The 21,054-nt window shown below is 60.0% G+C and carries 22 protein-coding genes; 3 read left to right on the top strand and 19 right to left on the bottom strand.

The window, feature by feature from the left end; translation table 11 throughout:
- Window positions 1–43: 43 nt before the first annotated feature.
- The 15 genes from J7416_RS02650 to J7416_RS02580 all read right to left on the bottom strand — a co-directional run bounded on the left by J7416_RS02650 (window position 44) and on the right by J7416_RS02580 (window position 12,285).
- Entirely contained in the window at window positions 44–4,012 is a 3,969-nt protein-coding gene (locus J7416_RS02650) for a glycoside hydrolase/phage tail family protein (protein WP_209222791.1), read from the bottom strand.
- The gene (locus J7416_RS02645; RefSeq protein WP_209222789.1) at window positions 4,013–4,459 is read right to left on the bottom strand and encodes an NlpC/P60 family protein; all 447 of its coding nucleotides are present in this window, start codon (window positions 4,457–4,459) and stop codon (window positions 4,013–4,015) included.
- Entirely contained in the window at window positions 4,456–5,343 is an 888-nt protein-coding gene (locus J7416_RS02640; RefSeq protein ID WP_209222787.1) for a DUF2163 domain-containing protein, read from the bottom strand. Before J7416_RS02640 ends, J7416_RS02645 begins: the two co-directional genes overlap by 4 nt.
- Window positions 5,343–5,975, bottom strand: coding sequence for a DUF2460 domain-containing protein (locus tag J7416_RS02635; protein WP_209222785.1), 633 nt, complete (start codon window positions 5,973–5,975; stop codon window positions 5,343–5,345). The genes J7416_RS02640 and J7416_RS02635 overlap by 1 nt, the downstream gene beginning before the upstream one ends.
- Window positions 5,976–5,990: 15 nt before the next feature.
- On the bottom strand, window positions 5,991–6,653 hold the full coding sequence (locus J7416_RS02630; protein WP_209222783.1) for a phage tail tape measure protein: 663 nt from the start codon (window positions 6,651–6,653) through the stop codon (window positions 5,991–5,993).
- The gene (locus J7416_RS02625) at window positions 6,640–6,849 is read right to left on the bottom strand and encodes a rcc01693 family protein (RefSeq protein ID WP_209222781.1); all 210 of its coding nucleotides are present in this window, start codon (window positions 6,847–6,849) and stop codon (window positions 6,640–6,642) included. Before J7416_RS02625 ends, J7416_RS02630 begins: the two co-directional genes overlap by 14 nt.
- A complete protein-coding gene (locus J7416_RS02620) occupies window positions 6,846–7,166 on the bottom strand; it encodes a gene transfer agent family protein (protein ID WP_209222779.1) in 321 nt (106 codons plus the stop codon). Before J7416_RS02620 ends, J7416_RS02625 begins: the two co-directional genes overlap by 4 nt.
- A gap of 5 nt (window positions 7,167–7,171) precedes the next feature.
- Window positions 7,172–7,585, bottom strand: coding sequence for a phage major tail protein, TP901-1 family (locus J7416_RS02615; protein WP_209222777.1), 414 nt, complete (start codon window positions 7,583–7,585; stop codon window positions 7,172–7,174).
- 20 nt (window positions 7,586–7,605) lie between these two features.
- The gene (locus J7416_RS02610; RefSeq protein WP_209222775.1) at window positions 7,606–8,019 is read right to left on the bottom strand and encodes a DUF3168 domain-containing protein; all 414 of its coding nucleotides are present in this window, start codon (window positions 8,017–8,019) and stop codon (window positions 7,606–7,608) included.
- Window positions 8,016–8,354, bottom strand: coding sequence for a phage head closure protein (locus J7416_RS02605; RefSeq protein ID WP_209222773.1), 339 nt, complete (start codon window positions 8,352–8,354; stop codon window positions 8,016–8,018). Before J7416_RS02605 ends, J7416_RS02610 begins: the two co-directional genes overlap by 4 nt.
- Window positions 8,351–8,950 (bottom strand): head-tail connector protein, encoded by a 600-nt coding sequence (locus J7416_RS02600; protein WP_209222771.1) that lies wholly within the window; start codon window positions 8,948–8,950, stop codon window positions 8,351–8,353. The genes J7416_RS02605 and J7416_RS02600 overlap by 4 nt, the downstream gene beginning before the upstream one ends.
- A 171-nt stretch (window positions 8,951–9,121) precedes the next feature.
- Window positions 9,122–10,300, bottom strand: coding sequence for a phage major capsid protein (locus J7416_RS02595; RefSeq protein WP_209222769.1), 1,179 nt, complete (start codon window positions 10,298–10,300; stop codon window positions 9,122–9,124).
- A gap of 32 nt (window positions 10,301–10,332) precedes the next feature.
- Complete coding sequence (locus tag J7416_RS02590) at window positions 10,333–10,878, bottom strand: HK97 family phage prohead protease (RefSeq protein WP_247744086.1); 546 nt, start codon at window positions 10,876–10,878, stop codon at window positions 10,333–10,335.
- A gap of 26 nt (window positions 10,879–10,904) precedes the next feature.
- Entirely contained in the window at window positions 10,905–11,123 is a 219-nt protein-coding gene (locus J7416_RS02585) for a hypothetical protein (protein WP_209222765.1), read from the bottom strand.
- On the bottom strand, window positions 11,116–12,285 hold the full coding sequence (locus J7416_RS02580; RefSeq protein WP_209222763.1) for a phage portal protein: 1,170 nt from the start codon (window positions 12,283–12,285) through the stop codon (window positions 11,116–11,118). The genes J7416_RS02585 and J7416_RS02580 overlap by 8 nt, the downstream gene beginning before the upstream one ends.
- A gap of 266 nt (window positions 12,286–12,551) precedes the next feature.
- Here J7416_RS02580 and J7416_RS02575 point away from each other — a divergent pair, with 266 nt between their 5' ends.
- Window positions 12,552–13,304: a hypothetical protein gene (locus J7416_RS02575; RefSeq protein WP_209222762.1), complete on the top strand. Its 753-nt coding sequence runs from the start codon at window positions 12,552–12,554 to the stop codon at window positions 13,302–13,304.
- Window positions 13,305–13,407: 103 nt separating this feature from the next.
- Here J7416_RS02575 and J7416_RS02570 read toward each other — a convergent pair whose 3' ends face one another.
- Window positions 13,408–14,778, bottom strand: a complete 1,371-nt coding sequence (locus J7416_RS02570; protein ID WP_247744126.1) for a terminase family protein — start codon at window positions 14,776–14,778, stop codon at window positions 13,408–13,410.
- Between the two features lie 525 nt (window positions 14,779–15,303).
- Here J7416_RS02570 and J7416_RS02565 point away from each other — a divergent pair.
- The gene (locus tag J7416_RS02565) at window positions 15,304–16,152 is read left to right on the top strand and encodes a 3-methyl-2-oxobutanoate hydroxymethyltransferase (RefSeq protein ID WP_209222760.1); all 849 of its coding nucleotides are present in this window, start codon (window positions 15,304–15,306) and stop codon (window positions 16,150–16,152) included.
- A 353-nt stretch (window positions 16,153–16,505) separates the two neighbouring features.
- Window positions 16,506–17,768, top strand: coding sequence for a DEAD/DEAH box helicase (locus J7416_RS02560; protein WP_209222758.1), 1,263 nt, complete (start codon window positions 16,506–16,508; stop codon window positions 17,766–17,768).
- A 166-nt stretch (window positions 17,769–17,934) separates the two neighbouring features.
- On the opposite strand, the gene J7416_RS02555 is transcribed toward J7416_RS02560, so the two are convergent.
- The 3 genes from J7416_RS02555 to fabF all read right to left on the bottom strand — a co-directional run bounded on the left by J7416_RS02555 (window position 17,935) and on the right by fabF (window position 20,981).
- A complete protein-coding gene (locus J7416_RS02555) occupies window positions 17,935–18,420 on the bottom strand; it encodes a DUF2867 domain-containing protein (protein ID WP_209222756.1) in 486 nt (161 codons plus the stop codon).
- 134 nt (window positions 18,421–18,554) lie between these two features.
- Window positions 18,555–19,715, bottom strand: a complete 1,161-nt coding sequence (gene mltG / locus J7416_RS02550) for an endolytic transglycosylase MltG (RefSeq protein ID WP_209222754.1) — start codon at window positions 19,713–19,715, stop codon at window positions 18,555–18,557.
- Window positions 19,716–20,981: a beta-ketoacyl-ACP synthase II gene (gene fabF, locus J7416_RS02545; protein ID WP_209222752.1), complete on the bottom strand. Its 1,266-nt coding sequence runs from the start codon at window positions 20,979–20,981 to the stop codon at window positions 19,716–19,718. It abuts the gene before it with no gap.
- Between the last annotated feature and the right edge of the window lie 73 nt (window positions 20,982–21,054).

Raw genomic sequence — 21,054 nt, 5'->3', positions numbered from 1 at the left:
CCGCTGCACTGACATCACCATGCAAGACAGGCCGCATAGGGGTTCACCCGATCACAAGGCGTGCCGCAGGACCGGGCCCGAAACTGGCCGAGACTTGGGCCACTTCGACTGTGAAACTGCCTGTTGCGCCATCTGCGACCTTCATCTCAGACAAGTAAGTCCAGCGCGATTCTGACAGGATCTGTTCGCGCACGACCCCGCCGTTAACCCTGATTCTCAGCAAATAGGATTCGGTTTCTTCGCCCAGCGGGACATCCAATCCCTCCCAGCTGTCGCCGTCCAGACGGGTGCGGCGAACCCACGAAATCTGGTCCCCTTGCGCTGTCGCCGTGGCCTTAAGGTGCACCGGAGCATACGGCCGAAGACCATTCCCGTCGAAGGCATGCACCTGATGGACAAAGGACGGATCATCATATGCTCGGGTACCCGGCCCGATGCGGTAGTTTTTGGCCACGCGCCGTTCCGACCGCAACAGCCCGGTCTGAAAAACCCGTTCATCCAGCAGAACAAAGCTCGACCCGTCGGGCCAGACATCCGGCATGGCGGCATCTGTTCCCAGTTGCCCACGCAATCGACCGGTCAGCGCATAGACTCCCTGATCCTCCAACGAAGCCGTAGCGAACTGGAAGAGCTCCCAGTTGCCTGGGGTTCCGTCGCCGATTGCGGCCAGGTTTGCGCCGTTCAACAAAGCCTCGCGTGGGCGCGACTCCAACAGGCCATCAACCAGACGTACGCGCAACGGTGCGCCATCGTCCCAAAGACCAACGCTGGCCCGCCGCAAGGGTGTTTGGGTGGTTCCGATGACAGCTTGCGCAGAGATTACCTCTTGCAGCGCGTAGTCCTCGTCATTGGCGGCCGAATAGACCGCCGCACTGCCCGGCCATGGGTCCGCGGTGACGGCGATATAAGGCGCATGTGGAACTTCCGATCCAGTCAGCAGCGGCAAATCCAGAAAAATGGGGAACACCGGAACCGGGGCGACGAAGGGCTTGGTCGAACCCTTGTCGTCGGGCAAGTCCGAAGGCGCGTAGACGCCCGGCTCTATCCGAACAGCGTCGGCCAACTGCATCTCGGCTTGTTCCAGCCGGTCGATGCGGAACCGAACGCCCTGCTCGTCGCCGTCCAGAGTAACGACATCCCCCGCGCCGATATGGGCCAGTGATGGCGGCAACGCAAAGCGCACGGTCTCGCGCGACACGCGCGCCTCGCTCAGCCAACGTTCAGCCGTCTGGCGACCCTCCGCGCGCGTCATTGAGAGCGGCATTTCGTTGACAGACACCGAATGCGTGCGCGCGTCAGGCAAGACGGCCTCTTCAGCTACAATATCGTGGTCCGAATCCGACTGTACAAAGCGCAGGCGCACGCGGCCGGTCATTTCGGCCTCGGCCTCGCGGCGGTGCTCAATCCCCGTTTCGATATCCGAACTCAGCGCCAGCCTATCCGGATCCAGAGTAGTCGCGCGCTGCCCCTGACGCATCTGGAATCGCAATTCCCCGTCCCGTTCGATCGCATCGAACCCATAGCGCAGCATCAGCGGCTGCAACGCGGATCGCGCGTCCGAGACCTGCTCGATCGCGTAGCCGCGTACAACGCCATAAAGGCGCGAAGTGTCGATGTCGGTGACACCTGCCCCATGGCAAATCTCGGTCACCACCGAGGCCAGCGTTCGCGCTCCGGACCGGCCGTTCAGCCAATGGCCGCGCGGATAGTTTTCGCCGTCGCTCCACTGCTGTTGCAGGTTGGGAAAAATCGGATAAGGCCGCGCATCCCAGGCCCAGACATAGGCGTTGGACAGGTCAATCATCCTACCGCCATAGGTCTCTGAGATCGGATTGTTGTTCCCTTCGGACCAATAGCCCAAAATGGCCCTCAGATACTGTACCTGCATGAAATCATCGCGCAGCCCGTTCGAGTACCGCGGCAGTTTGGATTCCGAGGATTTCGGGTCCAGGAACTTGTTCGGCTGATTGGTCCCTTTATCGATGGCGGCACAGCCCAGTTCAGTGAACCAGATTGGCTTGGACTTGGGCACCCAGGCCGTCCGGTTGGCTTGCCGCACACCACCGATCCGTTCGTGGTGGGGTTGCGACCACCAGTTGCGCAGATCCTTGTACCGCCAGATCCACGGCTCATTGTGATCTTCATCTTTGATGGGGGTCCGTATCTGGGCTTTGGACTCCTCGGGCGAGGCATAGAACCAGTCATATCCTTCGCCGCCTTCGACATTGCCGCGCAGGTAGTCCAGATCGTAGATCGCAGGCGCGCCGGCATTGGCGTCAGCGTGATCCTCTCCGTCGCGCCAATCTGACAGAGGCATGTAGTTGTCGATGCCGACAAAATCGATGTTGTCATCGGCCCAAAGCGGGTCCAGGTGAAAATACCGGTCACCGCGGGCGTCGGCGGGTTGATAGCCGAAATATTCGCTCCAGTCAGCGGCATAACCGATTTTGGTGTCCGGTCCTAGAATTTCGCGCACTTCGGCAGCAAGCGTGCGCATCTGTGCGACAGCCGGAAACCCGGTCGCACCCCGGATCTGGGTCAGGGCCCGCATCTCGGACGCAATACAAAACGAGGTCACGCCACCCGCTGCCTTGCACAGCGCGGCATAATGCAAGATGAACCGGAACAGCCCCCATTCCTGCGGGCCGTTATAGGTAACGGTACCATCGCCAACAGAGAAATCACTTGCGCGCGCCTGTCCAAAGAACTGCGCAACCTGTGCATCGGCCTCGGCGGTTTTGTCAGGCGAGCCGGCGCGACCCGGTGCCGCGCTAAGTGTGATCCTTCCCCGCCATGGCAGGTGCGGTTGATCGGCAGCATCCGACCACGGGTCCGGCAGGCTATTGCCCTTTAGCTGGTCCATCAGGATGAACGGGTAGAACATCACCCGCTTGCCCGAGGCTTTCAGGTGCCGGATTGCCTCGACGACCGACGCGTCGGCAGGCGTGGCCCCATAGATTGGTCGATCATTTTCGAATTGCACAACTGGCGCTGCGGCGCGCGAAACCCCGGATACGCTCCAAGGCATATTCTCACCGTCGAACTCTTTATGCAGAACCTTCGGCTGTACCTTGCACTGGCCACAGCGCAGATCGTCACCAAACCACGAAACAACCAGCGAAACCGCGTCACAGGATGGCAGCTCGGCACTTAGCGCGCGTGTCGAGGTCACCAGATCCGCAACACCCGAAGCCGAATGGACATTCGCAGCCCAGTTTTGCCCCTGACCTTTGGAATAGTTCACCTGAGTACTGGCCAGCGAGTATTCTCCGGTTCCGGGTATCATCGCCACACCGCGCACAATATTGGACACAGCACCCGGCGTATCCGGCAAACCTGGCTGTTCTTGTCGAACGACTTCAAAGGAAAACTGCGGTACCCGGTTCCCGAACGCGGCCAACTGAAAATCTTCGATCACCACATAGGCCGTGCCCCGATAGGCCGGAACCTGTCCTGTGCCCTCGACAGTCTCGATCAGCGGGTCGGGCAGCTGGTCATCTGTGCCCTTGTAGATGCGCATGTTCAGACTGGCGCGTTCCAGCTCTTCACCATCGGCCCAGATACGTGCGACATCGGAAATCTGCCCAGCGCCGACCGCGATGGCCAAAGAGATCGAATAGCTATAGGTATGTGTCGTCGTGGTGGTTGTGGCCGAGCTTGGCCGACGCGAGCCCTTTCCGCCGCGCGTGGATTGCGTCGTGGTGCTGGTGCTGCGGGTTTCCAGGAAATCCGAGGCCCAGATCACCTGGCCTCCAACCCTCATCCGGCCGAAAACAGTCGTGACCGGAGATCCCTCTCCGGTTTCGGTCAGTCGGAAACGGTCCAGGCGTCCGGTTTCCACGACCTCGCTGCCGCCGCCCATCACGGACTGGCTCATCAATCGTTGGTCGATGACCCTGCCCAAGGTCGCGCCGACGGCCCGGCCGATGATTGCCGTGGACAGACCCGCGACAGTGCCACCGATTGAACCGCCAATTGCGGCTCCGGCTGCAGAAAGAACAATCGTAGCCATTTACCTGACCTCCAGCGGAAATGCGAAACAGGCGACAACCCGGCGCTGCCAGGGGCCGCTTAGGGCGTTTTCGACAACGCCGTGCCCGGAATAGGCGTGAATGAACCGGGGAACGGCCCCGGTTTCGCTGACAACGCCCACATGCTTGGCCACGCCACCGTCGCGCATTCGAAACAGCAAGACGTCCCCGGGCTCTAGATCGTCGGGCGATTTGGCCGTCAGGTGGCGGCGCGCAGCCGCCCACATGCGTTCTTCGCCCTGTGGTTCGGACCAGTCCATGCTATAGCTCGGCACCGCCTCGGGCTCTGCCCCATAAAGCGTGCGCCAGATGCCGCGCAACAACCCCAGGCAATCGGTGCCTGCACCCCTGACGGATGCCTGATGCACATAAGGTGTACCCAGCCAAGTACGGGCTTCGCTCACTATGTCTTGTCTTGCGACGCTCATCGTCTGCTGCCCCCCTTGTTCGGGTTGTCTTTCTTGGGAACAGCCATCACCCAGTCTTCGCCCGGCAGGTCAGGAAACCCCTGGAAATTGATGAGGTTGTTGAACTTCTTTCGGCAGGTCTCCATGCGTTTGTCGCAACCCGCCGTTAACCGAACGCGGTCGCCTTTGGCCAAACCGCCGCTGATGCCTGTCCACAAGGTTAGGTTGCGCCCGCCCGCGATGCGCTCGTCCTGTTTGACCGACGCCCAAAGCCCCACGGCCTTGCCGGTAATGACGTCCAGACGACCACGTTCGAACCAAGCTGTATCAGGCGCCTCGGCCCCACGTAGTTGCAGCACGCTGCCCGCTGACAGGCTGACCACCTCGGCTTCAGCCTGAAAGCCCGAAGAGGTCACCTTGAACCGGCAGGACGCGTCGCCCAGAACTGCTGTGCATGGTTTCTGATAGATGCGACCCAAGGGGCGGTTCAACAGATCCGTCAGCCCGCGCAACTCGGCATGGAACGCACCGCCGCCGCGCCGCATTTCACCGATCGAGCCGCGAAACTGCAGTACCCTCTGATCTGTGTCAGCCCAATTGACCAACCATGCGCGGACCTGCGCACCGTCGAACCGACCGGCCTCGATGTCATCTTCTGTGATCGCCGCATCCGACAGCGCTCCCATCGCCTCGGAGTTGTCAATCGAAAGCCCGGTCGCCTGCTCGATTGCTGCAGCGGTCAGGCCCGTGCTGGCCTTGAAGGTCAGCCCGTCAAAGCGCAGTTCCATATCGTGATCGGTGAACCCGTAGACCTGCCCGTCCGAACGCTGAATGGCCCAGCACCGACACGTGGTTGTAACTCCGCTCTGCAGATGCGCCTGCAATCCGTTTTTGTCACCGCTCATCAGACGCGCACCTCGACCACGGGGACATTCGGCACGTCGCCTGCCTGGAAGCTGGCTACGCTGGTCTGAATCTTGTCGGTATCAAAACGCACCGGCACATCGAACTCGAACCCCGCGGTGATCTCGACATCCCGCGGCGGCGCATTTTTGAATGAGACACGACCGCGGGCCAAATCCACCTCGAAATCCACGCCCTCGCGCATTTCGTCCTGCTCAAGGCCCAGTTTCACAGTGCCCAGAACCGGCTTGATGATCGGCCGGACGTATTTGAACCCACCCGAGCTGTAGGTTTTTATCAGCTGGAACTCGGTCGTCTTGCCGTCACCACGCGCGATCGTTTGGTCGGCGTTGCCGACCTCGGCCGTCGCTGCACCGGATTTGAAATCAGACCAATCCTTCCACCGGAACCCGAACATCTGCCCCTGCCGCGCCTCGAAGAACGAGATCAACGTCTCAATGTCATCCAGCGATCGCATCCCAAGCCCTGCGTCATAGCGACGGCGGGAATGGGCCCAAGGCGTGTTGCGTTCTTCAAACCCGTTGGCCAGCGTCACAATATCCGTGCGCCGTTCGGGACCACCAACCGAGCCAAAGCTCAGGCTGGCTGGAAATCTAACCTCGTGGAAATTCATGGCCTGCTCCCTGATTTACCTGTTGCGACTGCCGCGCCCCAACGCGCGGCTCATCTGTGCGGCGATCTGGTTTTGACTGCGGCGGAACCCCTGTACATCCGGTGTGGTGATGTTCATCACCACGTTAACGGCGCGCCCGCCGCCCGAGTTGCGCACACCCAGCTTTCCATCTGGCCCGCGCGCAAGAGGCATGATCGCCTCGGGCCCAGCTTCGCCCATCAGTCCCGTTGCGCCGCGCATGGGAAACATGGTCGGGCTGCTGACGACGCCGCCATTGGCAAAAGGCATGACACGTCCCTGTGAAAAGCTGCCGCCATTGGCAAAGGGCAACAGACCCTGCACCAACCCGCCAACTGTTCCAGCCAACATACCGCCGAAATGATCCGTCACCGGTTTGATCGCCGCCGAATAGGCCGTGCGGATCATCGAGTTTTTCAGAACGTCCAGCGCATCCGACAGGTTCATCCCGTCCAGCACCACGCCATCGAAGGCTTTGCGCAATCCGCTGGACATACCGCGTTCCAGCGTGGCGACATCCTTGCCCGTTTCTTCAAACGCGGCGCTGATCCGTTTCATCTGGCTGTCGAAAGCCGCCGCCATCGAGGCCGCATCGCCAAGCGAGTCGCCCAGCGCCTCACCGCGCTCCTGCAGGTCATCGAACCCGTCACGATCCGTCATCACGCTCTCCTTGTGTTGTGTCCGGGTAGGCCGCCAACAAGGCATCCAGGCCCGCCCGGTTCATTGCGGGCAGGCCTGCGCCCTGTCCCAGCATCAGCTGCAGCTCGGCTGGCGTCAGCCGCCAGAACTGATCCGGCGTCAGACGCAGGCCGGTCATCCCGGCCCGCATAAGGACAGGCCAATTGAACCCGCTCATGCCTGCTCGGGGACCATAAAGGCCCGGGCCAGCAGCTCGGCCGCCGCCCGTGCGCCCGCCATCGGCCCGCCCTCGATCTCGGCCCGCAGCAGGTCGGCGCGGGCCACATCGGCGCCACCGCCCCGCAACCCGGCCACGATCAGCGCCAGCACGTCGCGGCTGGAGTAAGCCCCACCCTCGAACCGCTGAACCAGATCCACCAGCGAGCCAGTGCCCAGTTCCGTTTCCAATTCCGCCAAAGCGCCCAGCGTCAGCTTGAGCACCCGCCGCTCTCCATCGATGGTCAATGCCACTTCGCCCGTCCACGGATTGGCCATCGGATTTACAGCGCCGCAAAGCTCAGCGCGCCAGCGCTGGCCAGGCTCATCTCATAGGTCGCCTCACCGTTATGCGAGCCCGCATATTCGATGCCCGTGACCTGAAATGGACCTTCGACGATCCCGAAATCCGGAATGATGACCTGAAACTCGGGCGTTTCTCCATCAAAAAACAATTGCCGCGTGCGCTCATCCGTTCCGGCGTCCTTGAACACGCCCGAGCCGGAAATCGACGCAGATTTGACTCCGGCACCTGACAGCAGTTCACGCCAGCCGCCCTGGCTTTCCAGACTGGTGACATCCACGCTTTCTGCGTTGAAACTGACCCGCGTGGCGCGCAGTCCCGCGATGGTTTCAAACAGGCCGCTGCCGTTCATATCCACTTTGACCAAAAGGTCCTTGCCGTTCTGGGCACCCATATGCTCACTCCGTTGATAGTTTAGTCGTCTTCCACGCGCGCGCGGAATCTCAGGTCGATCTGGCGGATTGCGCCGCCGGTTCCGGTCCGCCGGGCCGAGGCACGTTCGAACCACAGGCCCACAAGGCGCCCTCGATCCAGGCTGGGCGTGCCCTCTTCCAGCGCATCACAAACTGCACCGGCCAGGGTCTTGGCAGCCCCAAACCCGGCGGCCTCGGACACGACTGACACTGTAAAACGGTGCACTGCACCATTGCCTGACCGATCCGACGCATCGCGCACCTCTTCCGGTCCCAACGTCACATAGGTCTGTGGAACTGCACCCGCTGGAACCGCGTCATAGATCGCGCCACTCGCAAGGGCGCTGACCTGCGCGTTGTCAGACAACAGCTGAAACACCGCCGCCTGTAAGGCTGCTGAAACGCCATAGCTCATGCCGCCACCTCTTCATCTGCGAAACAGGTCAGGTACTGACCACGAGGGTCACGTTCGGCGACCGCGCGGATCACAAAGCGGCGTGCGCCTTCGGTGAACCGCTGATCCGGGGATGGCCGCAAGCCGGACCCCTGCGGAGCGCCCCGGACCACAATGCGGTAGCCTACCCGTGAAACGGGAATACCAGCCACCTTGCGCTCGGCCCCGCTGCGCGCCGTGACCTCGGCCCAGAGGGTGCCAAGCGCCGTCCATGTCTCGGTGAACCCACCTGACCCATCAGCCACACGGACCGGCGCTTCTAAAACGAGCTTTCGGTTTAGCCGCGGCGCCTTCATTGCGTCACCCCAGCACCAAACCGCACAGTGCGGTACCGCTGGATCAGGCTTGTGACCCCAAAAGGCATGCACCCCGCGCCCAGCGCAGTCTCGTCCCGGTATTCGTAGTAGTGCGCAGCCAACAGCAATACCGCCTGCCCCAGATCGGCGGGCAAACCGCCCCAATCTGCGGCCATGCCAGCAGAAAACACGATCCTAACCGAACCGCCCTTGGCGATCTTCGGCAGAAATGTCCCCTTGGGACGCAGCTTTGGGCGCTGACTGTCTTTCTCGGCACGGTACACATCTGTAGCCAGAGCGGTCTGAGCGCCGTCTGCAGCAACCAAGGTCACGCTACTGATCTGGGTGACCGGAGCCACCGGCAACACTTCACCTGACTGGTCCCGCCAAACGTTCAAGCTCCAGGAAAACTCCCGCTCGATCAGGACTTTACCAGTGCGTGCTTCAATCGCTGCAATCGCCGCACGCAGGAAACCCTTCAGTACTTCGTCCTGCACGCTGTCTTCGGCAAATCCCGTGCCCAGCCGCAGATGCGCCTTGAACTGATCCACCGGCAACGCCGCATCCGCGATGGCGGTCTCTTCGATCAACATCATCCATTCACTCCGCAATCTCGGACCCCTCCGGGGCCTCATCCTTGGAAAATGACGGGCACGCGCCGCCCCACGTTGCTCGGACGGAGGGGAGCAGCTAGACAACGCAAGGGATCTCACCCCGGCCCGCGCCCGCCGCCCGAGGGGCCAGCGGCCCCTCGGATCCATCACCACTTAGGCGGCGCCGAATTTCACCAGCTTGATTGCAGCAAAGTCGCTCACGTCGCCGCCCACGCGCTTGGTCGCGTAGAACAGAACATGCGGCTTGGCGCTGAACGGGTCGCGCAGCACGCGCAGGTCAGGACGCTCGGCAATGGTGTAACCGGCCTGGAAGTCACCAAACGCGATCGAGAAGCTGTCGGTGCCCGCATCCGGCATGTCCTCGGCGATCAGAACCGGATAGCCCATCAAGCGCGCAGGCTCACCGGCGGCCAGACCATCGGACCACAGGAACCGGCCATCGCTGTCCTTCAGCTTGCGGATCAGACCAGCGGTTTTCGAGTTCATCACGAACGTGCCGTTAACGCGGTACTGGGCACCCAGCGCATAGACCACATCGACAATCGCATCCGCCTCAACGCCGCCCGCAATACCCGTGGGCACATAGCCAATATTGCCCCAGGTCCAGACATCATTGTCGACCTTGGCGTGATCCAGAATGCCCTTCGGCTTGTCCGCCCCATCGCCCGAGATGAAGGCCGCCGCCTCGGCGCGGGCGAACTTGTCGGCGATACGACCGGCCAGCCAGCCTTCGACATCAAACGCGCTGTCATCCAGCAAACGTTGTGACGCCTTGGGCAGCGCGCTCAACTCGTGAAGCGCAATCGAGATACGGTCAATCGACGGCGTCGCGGTTTCCGTTGCTGCGGTATTCTCATCCGCCCAACCCGCACCAACGTCGGTGTGATCGATCAGCACATCAAACGAGTTGGCCTCGACATTCACCACCGACGCAATCGAACGGATCGAAGCAGTGGACTTTAGCACCGACTTGATAATCTCGGCCGTCTGCGGATCAACCAGGTAGCCACCATCGCTGTTGACCGCACTGGACAAAGATTTCGACTCCATCTCAAGCCCGCGCAGCCCGTCATCCTCGCCCGAACGCACATAGGCATCAAAGGCCTTTTGGTGCGGGGCACCGTCTTCGATCGAGGCCGCAAGGTGCGGACGCGCCGCAATGGTTGATTTACGATCCAGCATGGTCAGTCGCTCTTCTGTCTGTTGCAGTTGGGTTTTAACTTCGGCCTTCAGGCCCTTGAATTCATTCACGAAGCCAGCCATCGCCTGCTTCACCTCCTGAACCAGGGGCGCACCCTCTCCGGTCAAGGCCGGGATCTCGGTCTTGCTCATCAGCACTTCCTTTTCTGGGTGGGTTTGAGGCGCTAGGGTCGCGCCAGCTCCAGCCGGGCGTTGTTGAACACCTCGGCAATACTACGCCAGGTGTTCTCGGCCTCAGGGTCCACGCCCTTGGCCGCCACCCGCGCACTGGGCAGCATCGGGAAAGTCACCAAAGACACTTCCCACAGCTCCAGTTCGGTCAGGACCCTCTGGCCCTTTTCATTCTTCACGGCCCGCCTCGTGCGGTACCCAATGGACAGCCCGTCCATTGCGCCCGCGCGGATCAGCTCGGCCGCCTCGCGACCTTTTTGGGTGCTTTCCAAAAGGCGACCTTTGACCCAAAGGCCGCGGTCATCCTCACGCACCTCATCCCAGACGCCGATGGGCTGCGCCGGGTCATGCTGCCACAGCATTTTAACCCGCTGACCCGCCTTTTTTAGCTCGGCCAATGAGGCGTCATAAGCCCCTTTCTGGACCACATCGCGGCCCTGATCGACCTGTCCGAACAGGCTGGCATAACCCTCAATCACCGCGTCATCGGTGACCGACAGACTGTCGCCAAACCGTGCGAATTTATGTTCCAAATCCATAAACTTCTCCATGTAACCCGCTGAACTCATGGCGTTACCGTCAGAAAGGACTGGAACGCCTGCGCCAGGATCACGGCCGCTACGCCATAAACCGTCAGCCATAACCGTCGCTCCAACCGCTCCATCATCTCTTCGATCTGATCCAAGCGCCTGCAAAGATGTGCATGCTGAATCTCGGCCACTCTCTCATGCGCGGCCAGGCGCAGGCCCGGCGCGCAATCAAACGGGGGATACCCATCAGCCATCCGCGCTATCCGACAGCGCTGGCAGCCCCAGCAGTGCGCGTTTTTCAGCCTCGGTCAGGAACTCGGCCCGGCTGACCCGCGCCCATTGCGCGTCGCGTTCCGCCGACAATGCAGGCACCTGATCCAGATCAGGCTTCAGCATCATCTGTTCGCCCGTGAACCCCGAAAGCCACTCGGACACCGCCGCCGCCACCCGCGTCACCAGAGGCAGCACGGTCAGGCGATAGAACGCCCGGTTGGCCTCCTGATAGTTCGAATAGGTCGCGTCGCCTTGGATCCCCAGCAGCATCGGCGGGACCCCAAAGGCCAGCGCGATCTCACGGGCGGCGGCTTCCTTGGTCTTTTGAAATTCCATGTCCGAGGGCGAGAAACCCATCGGCTTCCAATCCAGCCCGCCTTCCAGAACCATCGGTCGGCCAGCATTGCGCGCCCCGCGATAGTTCTGCTCGATCTCGTCCGATAGACGGCGGAACTGATCTTCGGCCATCACCCCATGGCCATCTCCCTTCCACACCAGCGCCCCCGACGGCCGCGCCGCGTTATCCAACAGCGATTTCGACCACCGAGACGCGCTGTTATGCACATCAATTGCCATCGCCGCCGCCTGCATCGGCGAGAACCCATAGTGGTCATCCTGAGGGTGGAACGATTTGATGTGGCAAATCGCGTCTGTCGCAAACCGATGCTTCTTGCCACCAACCGCGTAGTCATACGCCTTGGGCCACCCATCCGCGCCTGGCACGACGCTCATCCGGTCCGAGCGCAAAACGTGCAGCTCAACTGGCAGTCCTTCTTCAGCCTGAACCGCCTCAACGTAGGCATTGCCCGACAGCAGCAGCTGCCCGAACAGAGCTTCCATCAACTCCGCCCGCCCCTGCGCCGCATTCGGACGGCGCATCAGCGACAGGATCGGATGCGTCTCATAGCGCTGTGCCTGATCCTGCAACACCAAAGGCAGAGCCGCCGCCGCCTCGGCAATCAGTTTGACCGAGCGAAACCCCACCGGGTTCCCCGAAAACCCCGTCCGCGTCAGCGACACCGCATCCCGAGGGCTCCACGCCACGCGCCCGCCCGTCTGCCACGCCACCACAGGACCCGCCGCGCTCGCCTTCGCCTCTGGTGCCTCGCCAGCCGATCCACGACGCAAGAAATCGAATACCATCTGTGCTCCTTTCTGCCGCCGCTCTGCCCGGCTTGTTCAAAGGAGTTATGACGGAAAGAAGTTTAAGGCTTAGGAATGGGGCGTACGGATGATGGGCAACGGGGGACCCTTCCTTCGCAGAGTCCCAAATCAGCCCTTTGCCTTCTTCAAGCCTATCATCACTTCAGGCAACGATTAGAGGTTTTCTGCGCTGCATTCATTGGACAAACTTGTAGATTAAAACCGAGTCTTACTAGTATTCTCCAGAGCGTTAGGAGCAGCCAAGTATGACCCGAGATCAACTAAGCCGAGCAGAGCGCAAGTTGGCTGCGCAGATCACCCTACTGCTTTACAGACGTGTCGCAAGTCAGCTTTCATCGATATCCGGACCCGACCCTGAGTTTCGTTACGCAGGACCTGAAGGCGGTGACTTACTTGTCAAAATCGGGCTTTGCGAAAGAGGTGAACAACCATATGAGTACGTTCTGGTGGTCGATGAATCCGCCGTGATCAAGATGGTTGAAACGCGGAAGGGCCTGACATCGAAAGACCTCAATACTCTTCTGAATTTCTTCTTCCAGTTCTTTATAGCGCATGGCCGAATAGGCTGTCTCAGCAGTACGAGAGAGTTGTTTTCACCAGGCGCAAAACAAGAAACTTTGGCACAAAGCTTGATAGAGAATGGGTATCTCAGTCGTCACGGACAGCAGGTCCAATGGACGGATTACGCTTCTAAACAAATGGAAGCCAACGGTCATTGGGAAGGGGGCGTTTCGCACTACGACGAGCGTACGACCGCTGATAACCTACGCTTTAGCAAGATCTACTCTGAAATGCCTGAGAGCTTGATAAAAATTCTCGCCGAAGCAGCACAAACTCATGGGAATTGGAAGGTTATTGAACTTCTCCCTCGATATTATTGGAACGGCAAGTGGCTTGCTGAGCCAATGTCAAAATATGAAGCCGGTAAATTTGGGCAGCTTGGACTTGTTGTGATGGGACGATTGGTCAATAGGCTAAAGTCGGAACACGGATTCTAAATTCTCAATGCGGACTGAAACTACATTCTACCATGATGCAGCGGCGTTTACTTTAGATGTGAAACACATGACTTAATTTGACTAGCTCAGTCGATTGTACCTTCTACAAACTCCGCACCCGAGGCCGCCGATACGCCCCAGCAGGCCCCACAATCAACTCATGCAGCGCCCAGACCAGCGCGTCGACCCGGTCGGGCGATCCCTGCCCTTCGAACCCCCGCGCGGTCATCTGGCACATCTGTTCCTCCAGCGCGTCAAGCCCGGTCGCATGGCGCACCCGCCCCTGCTCGTACAAGGCCGCCACAGGCTCGGCCCGTGCGACCTTGCCGCGGGATGCCCGCACCGCGCGATAAGGCACCAGAGGATCCACCTGCCGCACGACCTCTTCCACTAGTTGCCCGCCCTGATTGACCTCGGCCACCAGCCGTTCGGCCCCGAACTCGTCCATCGCGTCAATCGCCGCCTGCGCCCAGCCCGCCGGGCCAACGCCTTGCACCGTCCGGTCGGCCAGCACATAGGCCCGCCATTGCTCAGGTGGCCCCTGCACCTGAGCGCCCACGACCACGATCCCGCAGGCATCCGCATCCGACCCAGCTGTTACCGCCGGGTCCAGCGCAACGACGATCCGATCCAACTCGGGCACCTGTGCACAGCGCGCCGCCTCTAGCATCGATCCCGTCCACAGAGCCCCTTCGGCATCCGACAGCAGCACCCCGTCCAACTCCTGCCGCCCCAGCCGCGTGCCGGCGTACCGCGCGCGCACCTCCTCCAGAAACGAGTCCGCCAGATTGGCCCGGTTCGCCTCGGTCGGCGCATGTGTCTGCACGGTCGAGGGCGACGCTAGTAATTCCTTCAATACTTTCACATTGCGCGGCGTGGTGGTCACACACACGCGCGGCTGATCCCCCAACCGCAACGCAAATTGCAGCATGTCCCAAGTCTCACCGGCCTTTTTCCACTTGGCCAGTTCATCCACCCAGGCCGCATCAAACTGCGGGCCGCGCAGCCCCTCTGGATCATGCGCCGAAAATGCCTGCGCCTCGGCACCGTTGGGCCAGATCAGCTTGCGTTCCGATGCCTTCCACTGTGGCCGTCGGTCCGGCGGCGAACACTGCAGTATCCCGCTGTCGCCAAAAATCATAACATCGCGCACCTGATCGAACGTCTCACCGATCAATGCCACTCGGCTAGCCGAACCTTTATCCAATGGCTTCGCCCCTTCGACCACAGAGCGCACCCATTCGGCCCCAGCCCGCGTTTTCCCCGCACCGCGCCCTCCCATGATCACCCAGGACCGCCAGTCGCCCTCGGGCGGCAACTGATGCGGCAGCGCCCAGAACTCGAACAGGAAAGGGAGGGCACACAGCCCCCCCTCCCCGATCTCACTCAGAAATCTATCCCGAACCGCAGCAGGCGCGGAGGCGAGCCAGCCTGCACCCAACCTCAAATCGAGCGCGCTCAAGGTCGAGCGCATACCCCCCTTGGGCAATTCCGGCTTGTCTGTGATGTTGTTCGACAAAGCTTGTCTCCACTTTCTGACAACTTCGGATCAGCCCCTCTAACTGCCCGAGTTGCTTGGCTGAACCAGCAAGATCTGCATCCTCCCCGGCTCCGATTTGCCTGCGCAGTTCTTCCGCTGCCTGGCGCAAACCGCGAATGGATGACTCAAGCGACTGCAAAAGTTCCGCCGTCTGGGACATCCGCTCTTCCGGGGTAATCAAAGTCATGTTTGCCTGTGACCTCATGCGTGAGTTTTCTCCGCACGAGAGAAACGAAAAACGGCCACCGGGTCGCCCCGGGGCCGTTTGCCCACTTCTTCTAGCATGCCACAATCAGTACAGGAAAAGGATCGCAAAGTCAATGATTTACGCAACAGGGACGCAACACCCAGCGTACACTTCACGTTAACAAAACATGACTTCAAGCGCGTCTGACAATTCGATTGCCACCCCGCCGGAATGCTGACTAAGCTTCGACAAAATGCAAGGAGAGCGCCGATATGAAACGCATCTACGACTTCAGCCGAAACCCGGCGCACCGCAACTATACGGTTGCAGATTTAAAGAACCTGAAGGGCTCCGGCCGTACGCTGTCGATGGCGAACCCTGCGAACAATGAAGAGCTTCGGGCTTGTGTCGAGGCTGGTATCGACCTGTTTGTCGTGGGCGCCGATCAGATGGCCGATGTCCGCCAGATTGCCCCAAATCACTTCACGGGTGCCGGATCGACCTGGGCTCAGTTCGGATCGGATGATGAGATTGTGGCGCACGCATACGAAACCATGCGGAACGGGGCCGACATGTACTATACCCTGCGTTCTCTGGACGTCATGGAACGGATGGCAAAAGACGGCATCCCGGTTCAAAGCCATATTGGGTTGATACCTACCTTTAGTCATCATTGCGGTGGTTTACGCGCTTGGGGCCGGACCGCTGATGAGGCGATGAAGGTCTACGAAACCCTGAAGCGGATGGAGGATGTCGGCGTCTTTGCCGTCGAAGTCGAATGCCTTGCCGAAGAAGTGTTGGCCGCGGTGAACCAAAAAACGACCGTCGTCACCTTCTCATTGGGGTCCGGCAATGCCGGAGACGCCATTTTCTCATTTGTTGCTGATATTTGCGGCGAGGCCAGCGAAGAGGACAAGCCGCCCAAACATGCCTACGCCTTTGGCAATGTCGGCAGGCTGCATAAACAAATCCATGAAGAGCGGGTCGACGCGCTCTCGCAATTCCACAGTGAAGTGACTGCGCGCAATTTTCCGTACCCCGAAACCAATATCGGGATGCGTGATGGAGAACATGCCAAGTTTTTGGAAGCGCTCGATAAATGGAGCTCCACGCACCAATAAAGCCTATGCTCTGGAATTCAGATATCGTGAAATCGAACGCTGTCTCTGCACGGCGTTCGAAATGGTACACGCGCTCCGAAACATCAACGAACGCTTGACAATTCCCCTCGCAAACCGCATGTGGCCTCAATCACAGCGCTGAAGCGTGAACACCGACGGTCGTAACCGACCCCACAGCGCCATTACCATTCTCCAGTTCCCCATCACGCAGGGTTCTTGAAGCGACGGCCAGATGCCGCAGGAACCGCCTGCACGTCCCGAGGCCTCGCGGAAACCCTGCCTGTCACGCGCTGCGTGGCCCTACAAAAGACGTCTGCAGGGCCAAAGCCTTGTGGATTACAAAGGATAGTTATTTGTTCGACTTCGACATGCTGGGTCTCGCCCCGGCCCTGAATGACGCGTTGAAACGCGCCAATTTCTCGCAACCAACCCCAATCCAGAACCAGGCCATTCCGTTGGCCCTGAACGGCCACGACATTCTTGGATTGGCGCAGACAGGCACCGGCAAGACGCTGGCCTTTGGTCTGCCGCTCATCGACCACCTGCTGGCCCAGCCCGGCAAACCAGCCCCCAAAACCGCCAAAGCTTTGATCCTCGCGCCGACCCGCGAACTGGTCAACCAGATTGCAGAAAGCCTGCGCAATCTGACCGGCAAGACCAAGCTGCGCGTTGCTACGGTGGTTGGCGGGCAATCCATTGGCAAGCAAATCTCATTCCTGTCGCGCGGTACTGACATTCTGGTCGCCACCCCCGGCCGCCTGATCGACCTGATGGAGCGCGAAGCCGTTGACCTCGGCCAGGTACGCCATCTGGTTCTGGATGAGGCCGATCAGATGCTGGACATGGGCTTCATTCACGCGCTGCGCAAAATCGCCCCGAAACTGGGCACCCCGCGCCAAACCATGTTGTTCTCGGCCACCATGCCCAAGCAGATGGAAGAGATCAGCCAGGCCTACCTGACAAACCCTCATCGCGTGCAGGTCTCACCTCCGGGAAAAGCGGCCGACAAGATTGCACAATCGGTGCATTTCCTTAGCCGCGCCGAAAAACCTGCCAAGCTGCGTGAGGTTCTGTCCGCGGACATGGGCGCGCTGACCCTGGTCTTTGCGCGCACCAAACATGGCGCGGAACGTTTGATGAAAGACCTTGTCAAAGACGGGTTCAACGCAGCCTCGATTCACGGCAACAAAAGCCAGGGGCAGCGTGACCGCGCCATCAAGGCATTCCGCGCGGGCGAGATCAACGTGCTTGTCGCCACGGATGTGGCTGCGCGCGGCATCGACATTCCGGACGTGGCCTATGTGATCAACTATGACCTGCCCGAAGTGCCCGACAACTACGTTCACCGCATCGGACGCACCGCGCGCGCCGGGCGCGAGGGCGAAGGGATAGCATTCTGCGCCCCCGATGAGCTGGATCAGTTCCTCCAGATTCAAAAACTGATGAAGGTCGAAATTCCCGTGGCAAGCGGCACCATGCCCGCCGAGGCCGAACCCAAGAAGCCCCGCAAACGCGGCGGGTTCCGCGGCCGCGGGGTCAAGCCCAAAACAGCAAACGGAGCGTCAAAACCTGGCCCTTCCAAACGCCGCAGACCCCGCCGTCGCCCTGCAGCATAAGCCGCAGAAAACGGGCCGTGTTTTCCGGCGGAGTCACTTCCCAGAAGTGCCGCACCGTCAAAACAATTCAAGGTGCAACGGGCCTTGCAAGGAAAACACCCTCGCAAGAATTTGCGAGGGTGTTTTGATCTCAAACGCCGGATGCGCAGACTTAGCTGACATTCGGTTATTTGTTCATTCTGCGTTGTAAGCGTTTGAGATCGCCCCGAACGATCCATCTATGTGCGACGCCGACAGGTATCATGTACGCATGTCCGAACCAATTGTGGACCTCAACTGATGATGTGATCCTGACAGCAGGGCCATTAGTTGAAACGCAGGTCATGACATCAAGATGGCGGTCTCGTGCGGTCAGAACCAACGTTTTCTCATCAAAGTACTCGACTACAAAAAAGTCCAAGTAATCTCCGACTGTTACATCCATTGCGGCTTTACCACTGAAACCCTTGATCGGCTTCACGCCAAACACACCGGAAACCGCATCACGCAGCCAAAACGCTAATTTCAAAAACGGTTTCGGTTCGGCCATAGCGAAGTTCCAAGCCTCAAGAGGAGTGATTTCACGACACAATTGGGCACTCTGAGTGTCGAAGTAATCCAGCTCTGGTACGGGTTTGAGTACGCGGGCATTGATATCGGCGAGATTGATCATGAGGCACGTTAGCTGCGCCGCAGCATTCGGTAAAGTGGGCTCAAAGCTGACATTGAGGTATCGCTGATCGCGCAACCGTTGGCACATGATCAGCGACAATTCTGGTGAAAGGATTGCTCTCTGCAGCAGCCCCTTTAGTTGCTCGAGCTGTTTCTCTCCGCCTCGATCTCACGCCACTTGGCGACGTTGCGGTTGTGTTCTTGCAGGGTTTCGGCGAACGCGTGCCCCCCAGTGCCATCTGCCACAAAGAAGATAAAGTTGGTCTCTTCCGGGGCGACGGCGGCCTCAAGGCTCGCCAGTCCGGGATTGGCAATCGGCGTCGGCGGCAAACCGTCAATCACATAGGTGTTCCAAGGCGTTGCCCGGCGCAGCTCACTCCGGCGCAGACCGCGCCCAAGCGTGCCCTGACCCTTGGTGACGCCATAGATGACGGTCGGGTCTGTCTGCAGTTTCATGCCCTGTTCCAGCCGGTTGACAAAGACACTGGCAACCTGGCCGCGCTCATGCGGGACACCGGTTTCCTTTTCGATGATCGAGGCAAGGATCAGCATCTCTTCGGGGTTGCTGATGGGCAGCCCGTCCTGACGGCTTTCCCATACCGCATTGATGCGCAGTTGCTGCTTGTCCTGCATCGCTTGCAACACGGCGTTCCGATCATCACCCGGCGACAACTCATAGCTGTCCGGGGCAAGCATTCCCTCGGCTGGAATTTCAGAAATTTCACCTGTCAGCAGCTCAATCGCCTGCAGACCTTGGGCGATCTGCCATGACGTCACGCCTTCGGCCACAGAAACACGATAGCGGGTGTCGGCCTCTTCACGCTTTTGGGCGTATTCTGCAGGAATTTCCTCGTCGGTTACGTCAAAGGAGGCAATCTCGACGAAATCCAGCGTGGCCGGGTCCAATTCGCGGATCCGCGTTTGGATGCGGGTGACACCGATACGATATTCGATCTCAGACCCGCAGGTACTTGCGCCGCTGCTGGTGATTTCGTCGATGATCTGTTCCATCGACGCGCCTTCGCGGACCAGAAAACTGCCGGCCTTCAGCTGCTGGGCCTTGTCAGTGTAGTCCGCCGCCATGCGGAAGATCGTGGCGTTGGTAATCGCCCCCTGATCTGCCAGCTCATTGCTGACGCGGGTCATGTTCGACCCGCTTCTGACTTGCAGACAAATAGCGGTTTCCAGCGGGCCCTCGGCCTTGTATTGCGACTGCCCCCATACGATCAGCCCGCCCATCAGGAACAGGCCAACGATCAACAGGGTCAACGCGTTCGAAGCAAGAGCCCGCCACATTTAGCTGACCTTTCCGAAGATCACGCTGGCATTGGTGCCACCAAATCCGAACGAGTTCGACAGCGCCACGTTGATCTCACGCTCGCGCTTTTCGTTCGGAGCCAGATCAATCGGCGTTTCAACAGCCGGATTGTCCAGATTGATCGTCGGCGGTGCCACCTGATCACGGATCGCAAGGATCGAGAAAATCGCCTCAATCGCGCCAGCTGCACCCAACAGGTGACCGGTGGCCGATTTTGTCGAAGTCATGGTCGCACTTCCGGCATGCTCACCCAGCAGGCGTTCAACCGCGCCCAGCTCGATGGTGTCCGCCATTGTCGAAGTACCGTGTGCGTTGATGTAGTCCAGATCTTTCGGTTCCAGCCCGGCGCTGCGCAGTGCGGCTTTCATCGAACGCTCGGCCCCATCGCCATCCTCGGACGGCGCAGTGATGTGGTAGGCGTCGCCTGACATTCCATAGCCCAGGACTTCGGCGTAAATCTTCGCGCCACGTGCTTTGGCGTGTTCGTATTCTTCCAGAACGACGATGCCTGCGCCTTCGCCCATAACGAACCCGTCACGGTCCACATCATATGGGCGGCTCGCTTTTTTCGGATCATCGGCATATTTGGTCGACAGCGCCTTACACGCGTTGAAACCGGCAATACCGATTTCGCAGATGCAGCCTTCGCCACCACCAGCAACCATCACGTCCGCGTCCCCTGCCCGGATTATGCGGCTGGCGTCTCCGATCGCGTGTGCACCGGTTGAACAGGCCGTTACAACCGAATGGTTCGGCCCTTTGAACCCATGACGGATCGAGACCTGACCGGATGCCAGATTTATCAGTGCACCGGGAATAAAGAACGGCGACACACGTCGCGGGCCCTTGTCGCGGATCAGGTTTGCCGTTTCGGCAATAGAGCCAAGCCCGCCAATACCGGAACCGATCAACACGCCCGTGCGCAGGCGATCTTCTTCACCCTCGGGCAACCAGTTTGCGTCCTGACAGGCCATATCGGCCGCAGCGATGGAATACAGGATAAAGTCTTCGATCTTGCGCTGCTCTTTCGGCGGCATCCAATCGTCGGGGTTGAAGGTTCCGTCGGTGCCATCACCGCGCGGGACTTCGCAGGCATAGGTCGTGGTGACGCCGCTTGCTTCGGCATCAAACTGCGTGATCGGGCCCGCGCCGGATTCTCCATCCAGCAAACGCGACCAGGATTCCTCGACCCCGCTGGCCAAAGGAGTGACCAATCCCAGACCGGTTACAACGACTCTGCGCATGAAATGCCTCTTGCCTGCTTCCTATTTGAGAACCGCTCATACCCCGGCCCGGGGTCCGGGGGCAAGAGCAACA

Origin of the sequence: Ruegeria sp. R14_0, assembly GCF_017743975.1 — a bacterium.
Lineage (GTDB): Bacteria > Pseudomonadota > Alphaproteobacteria > Rhodobacterales > Rhodobacteraceae > Ruegeria.
This window is presented reverse-complemented; position numbering and strand designations above follow the sequence as displayed.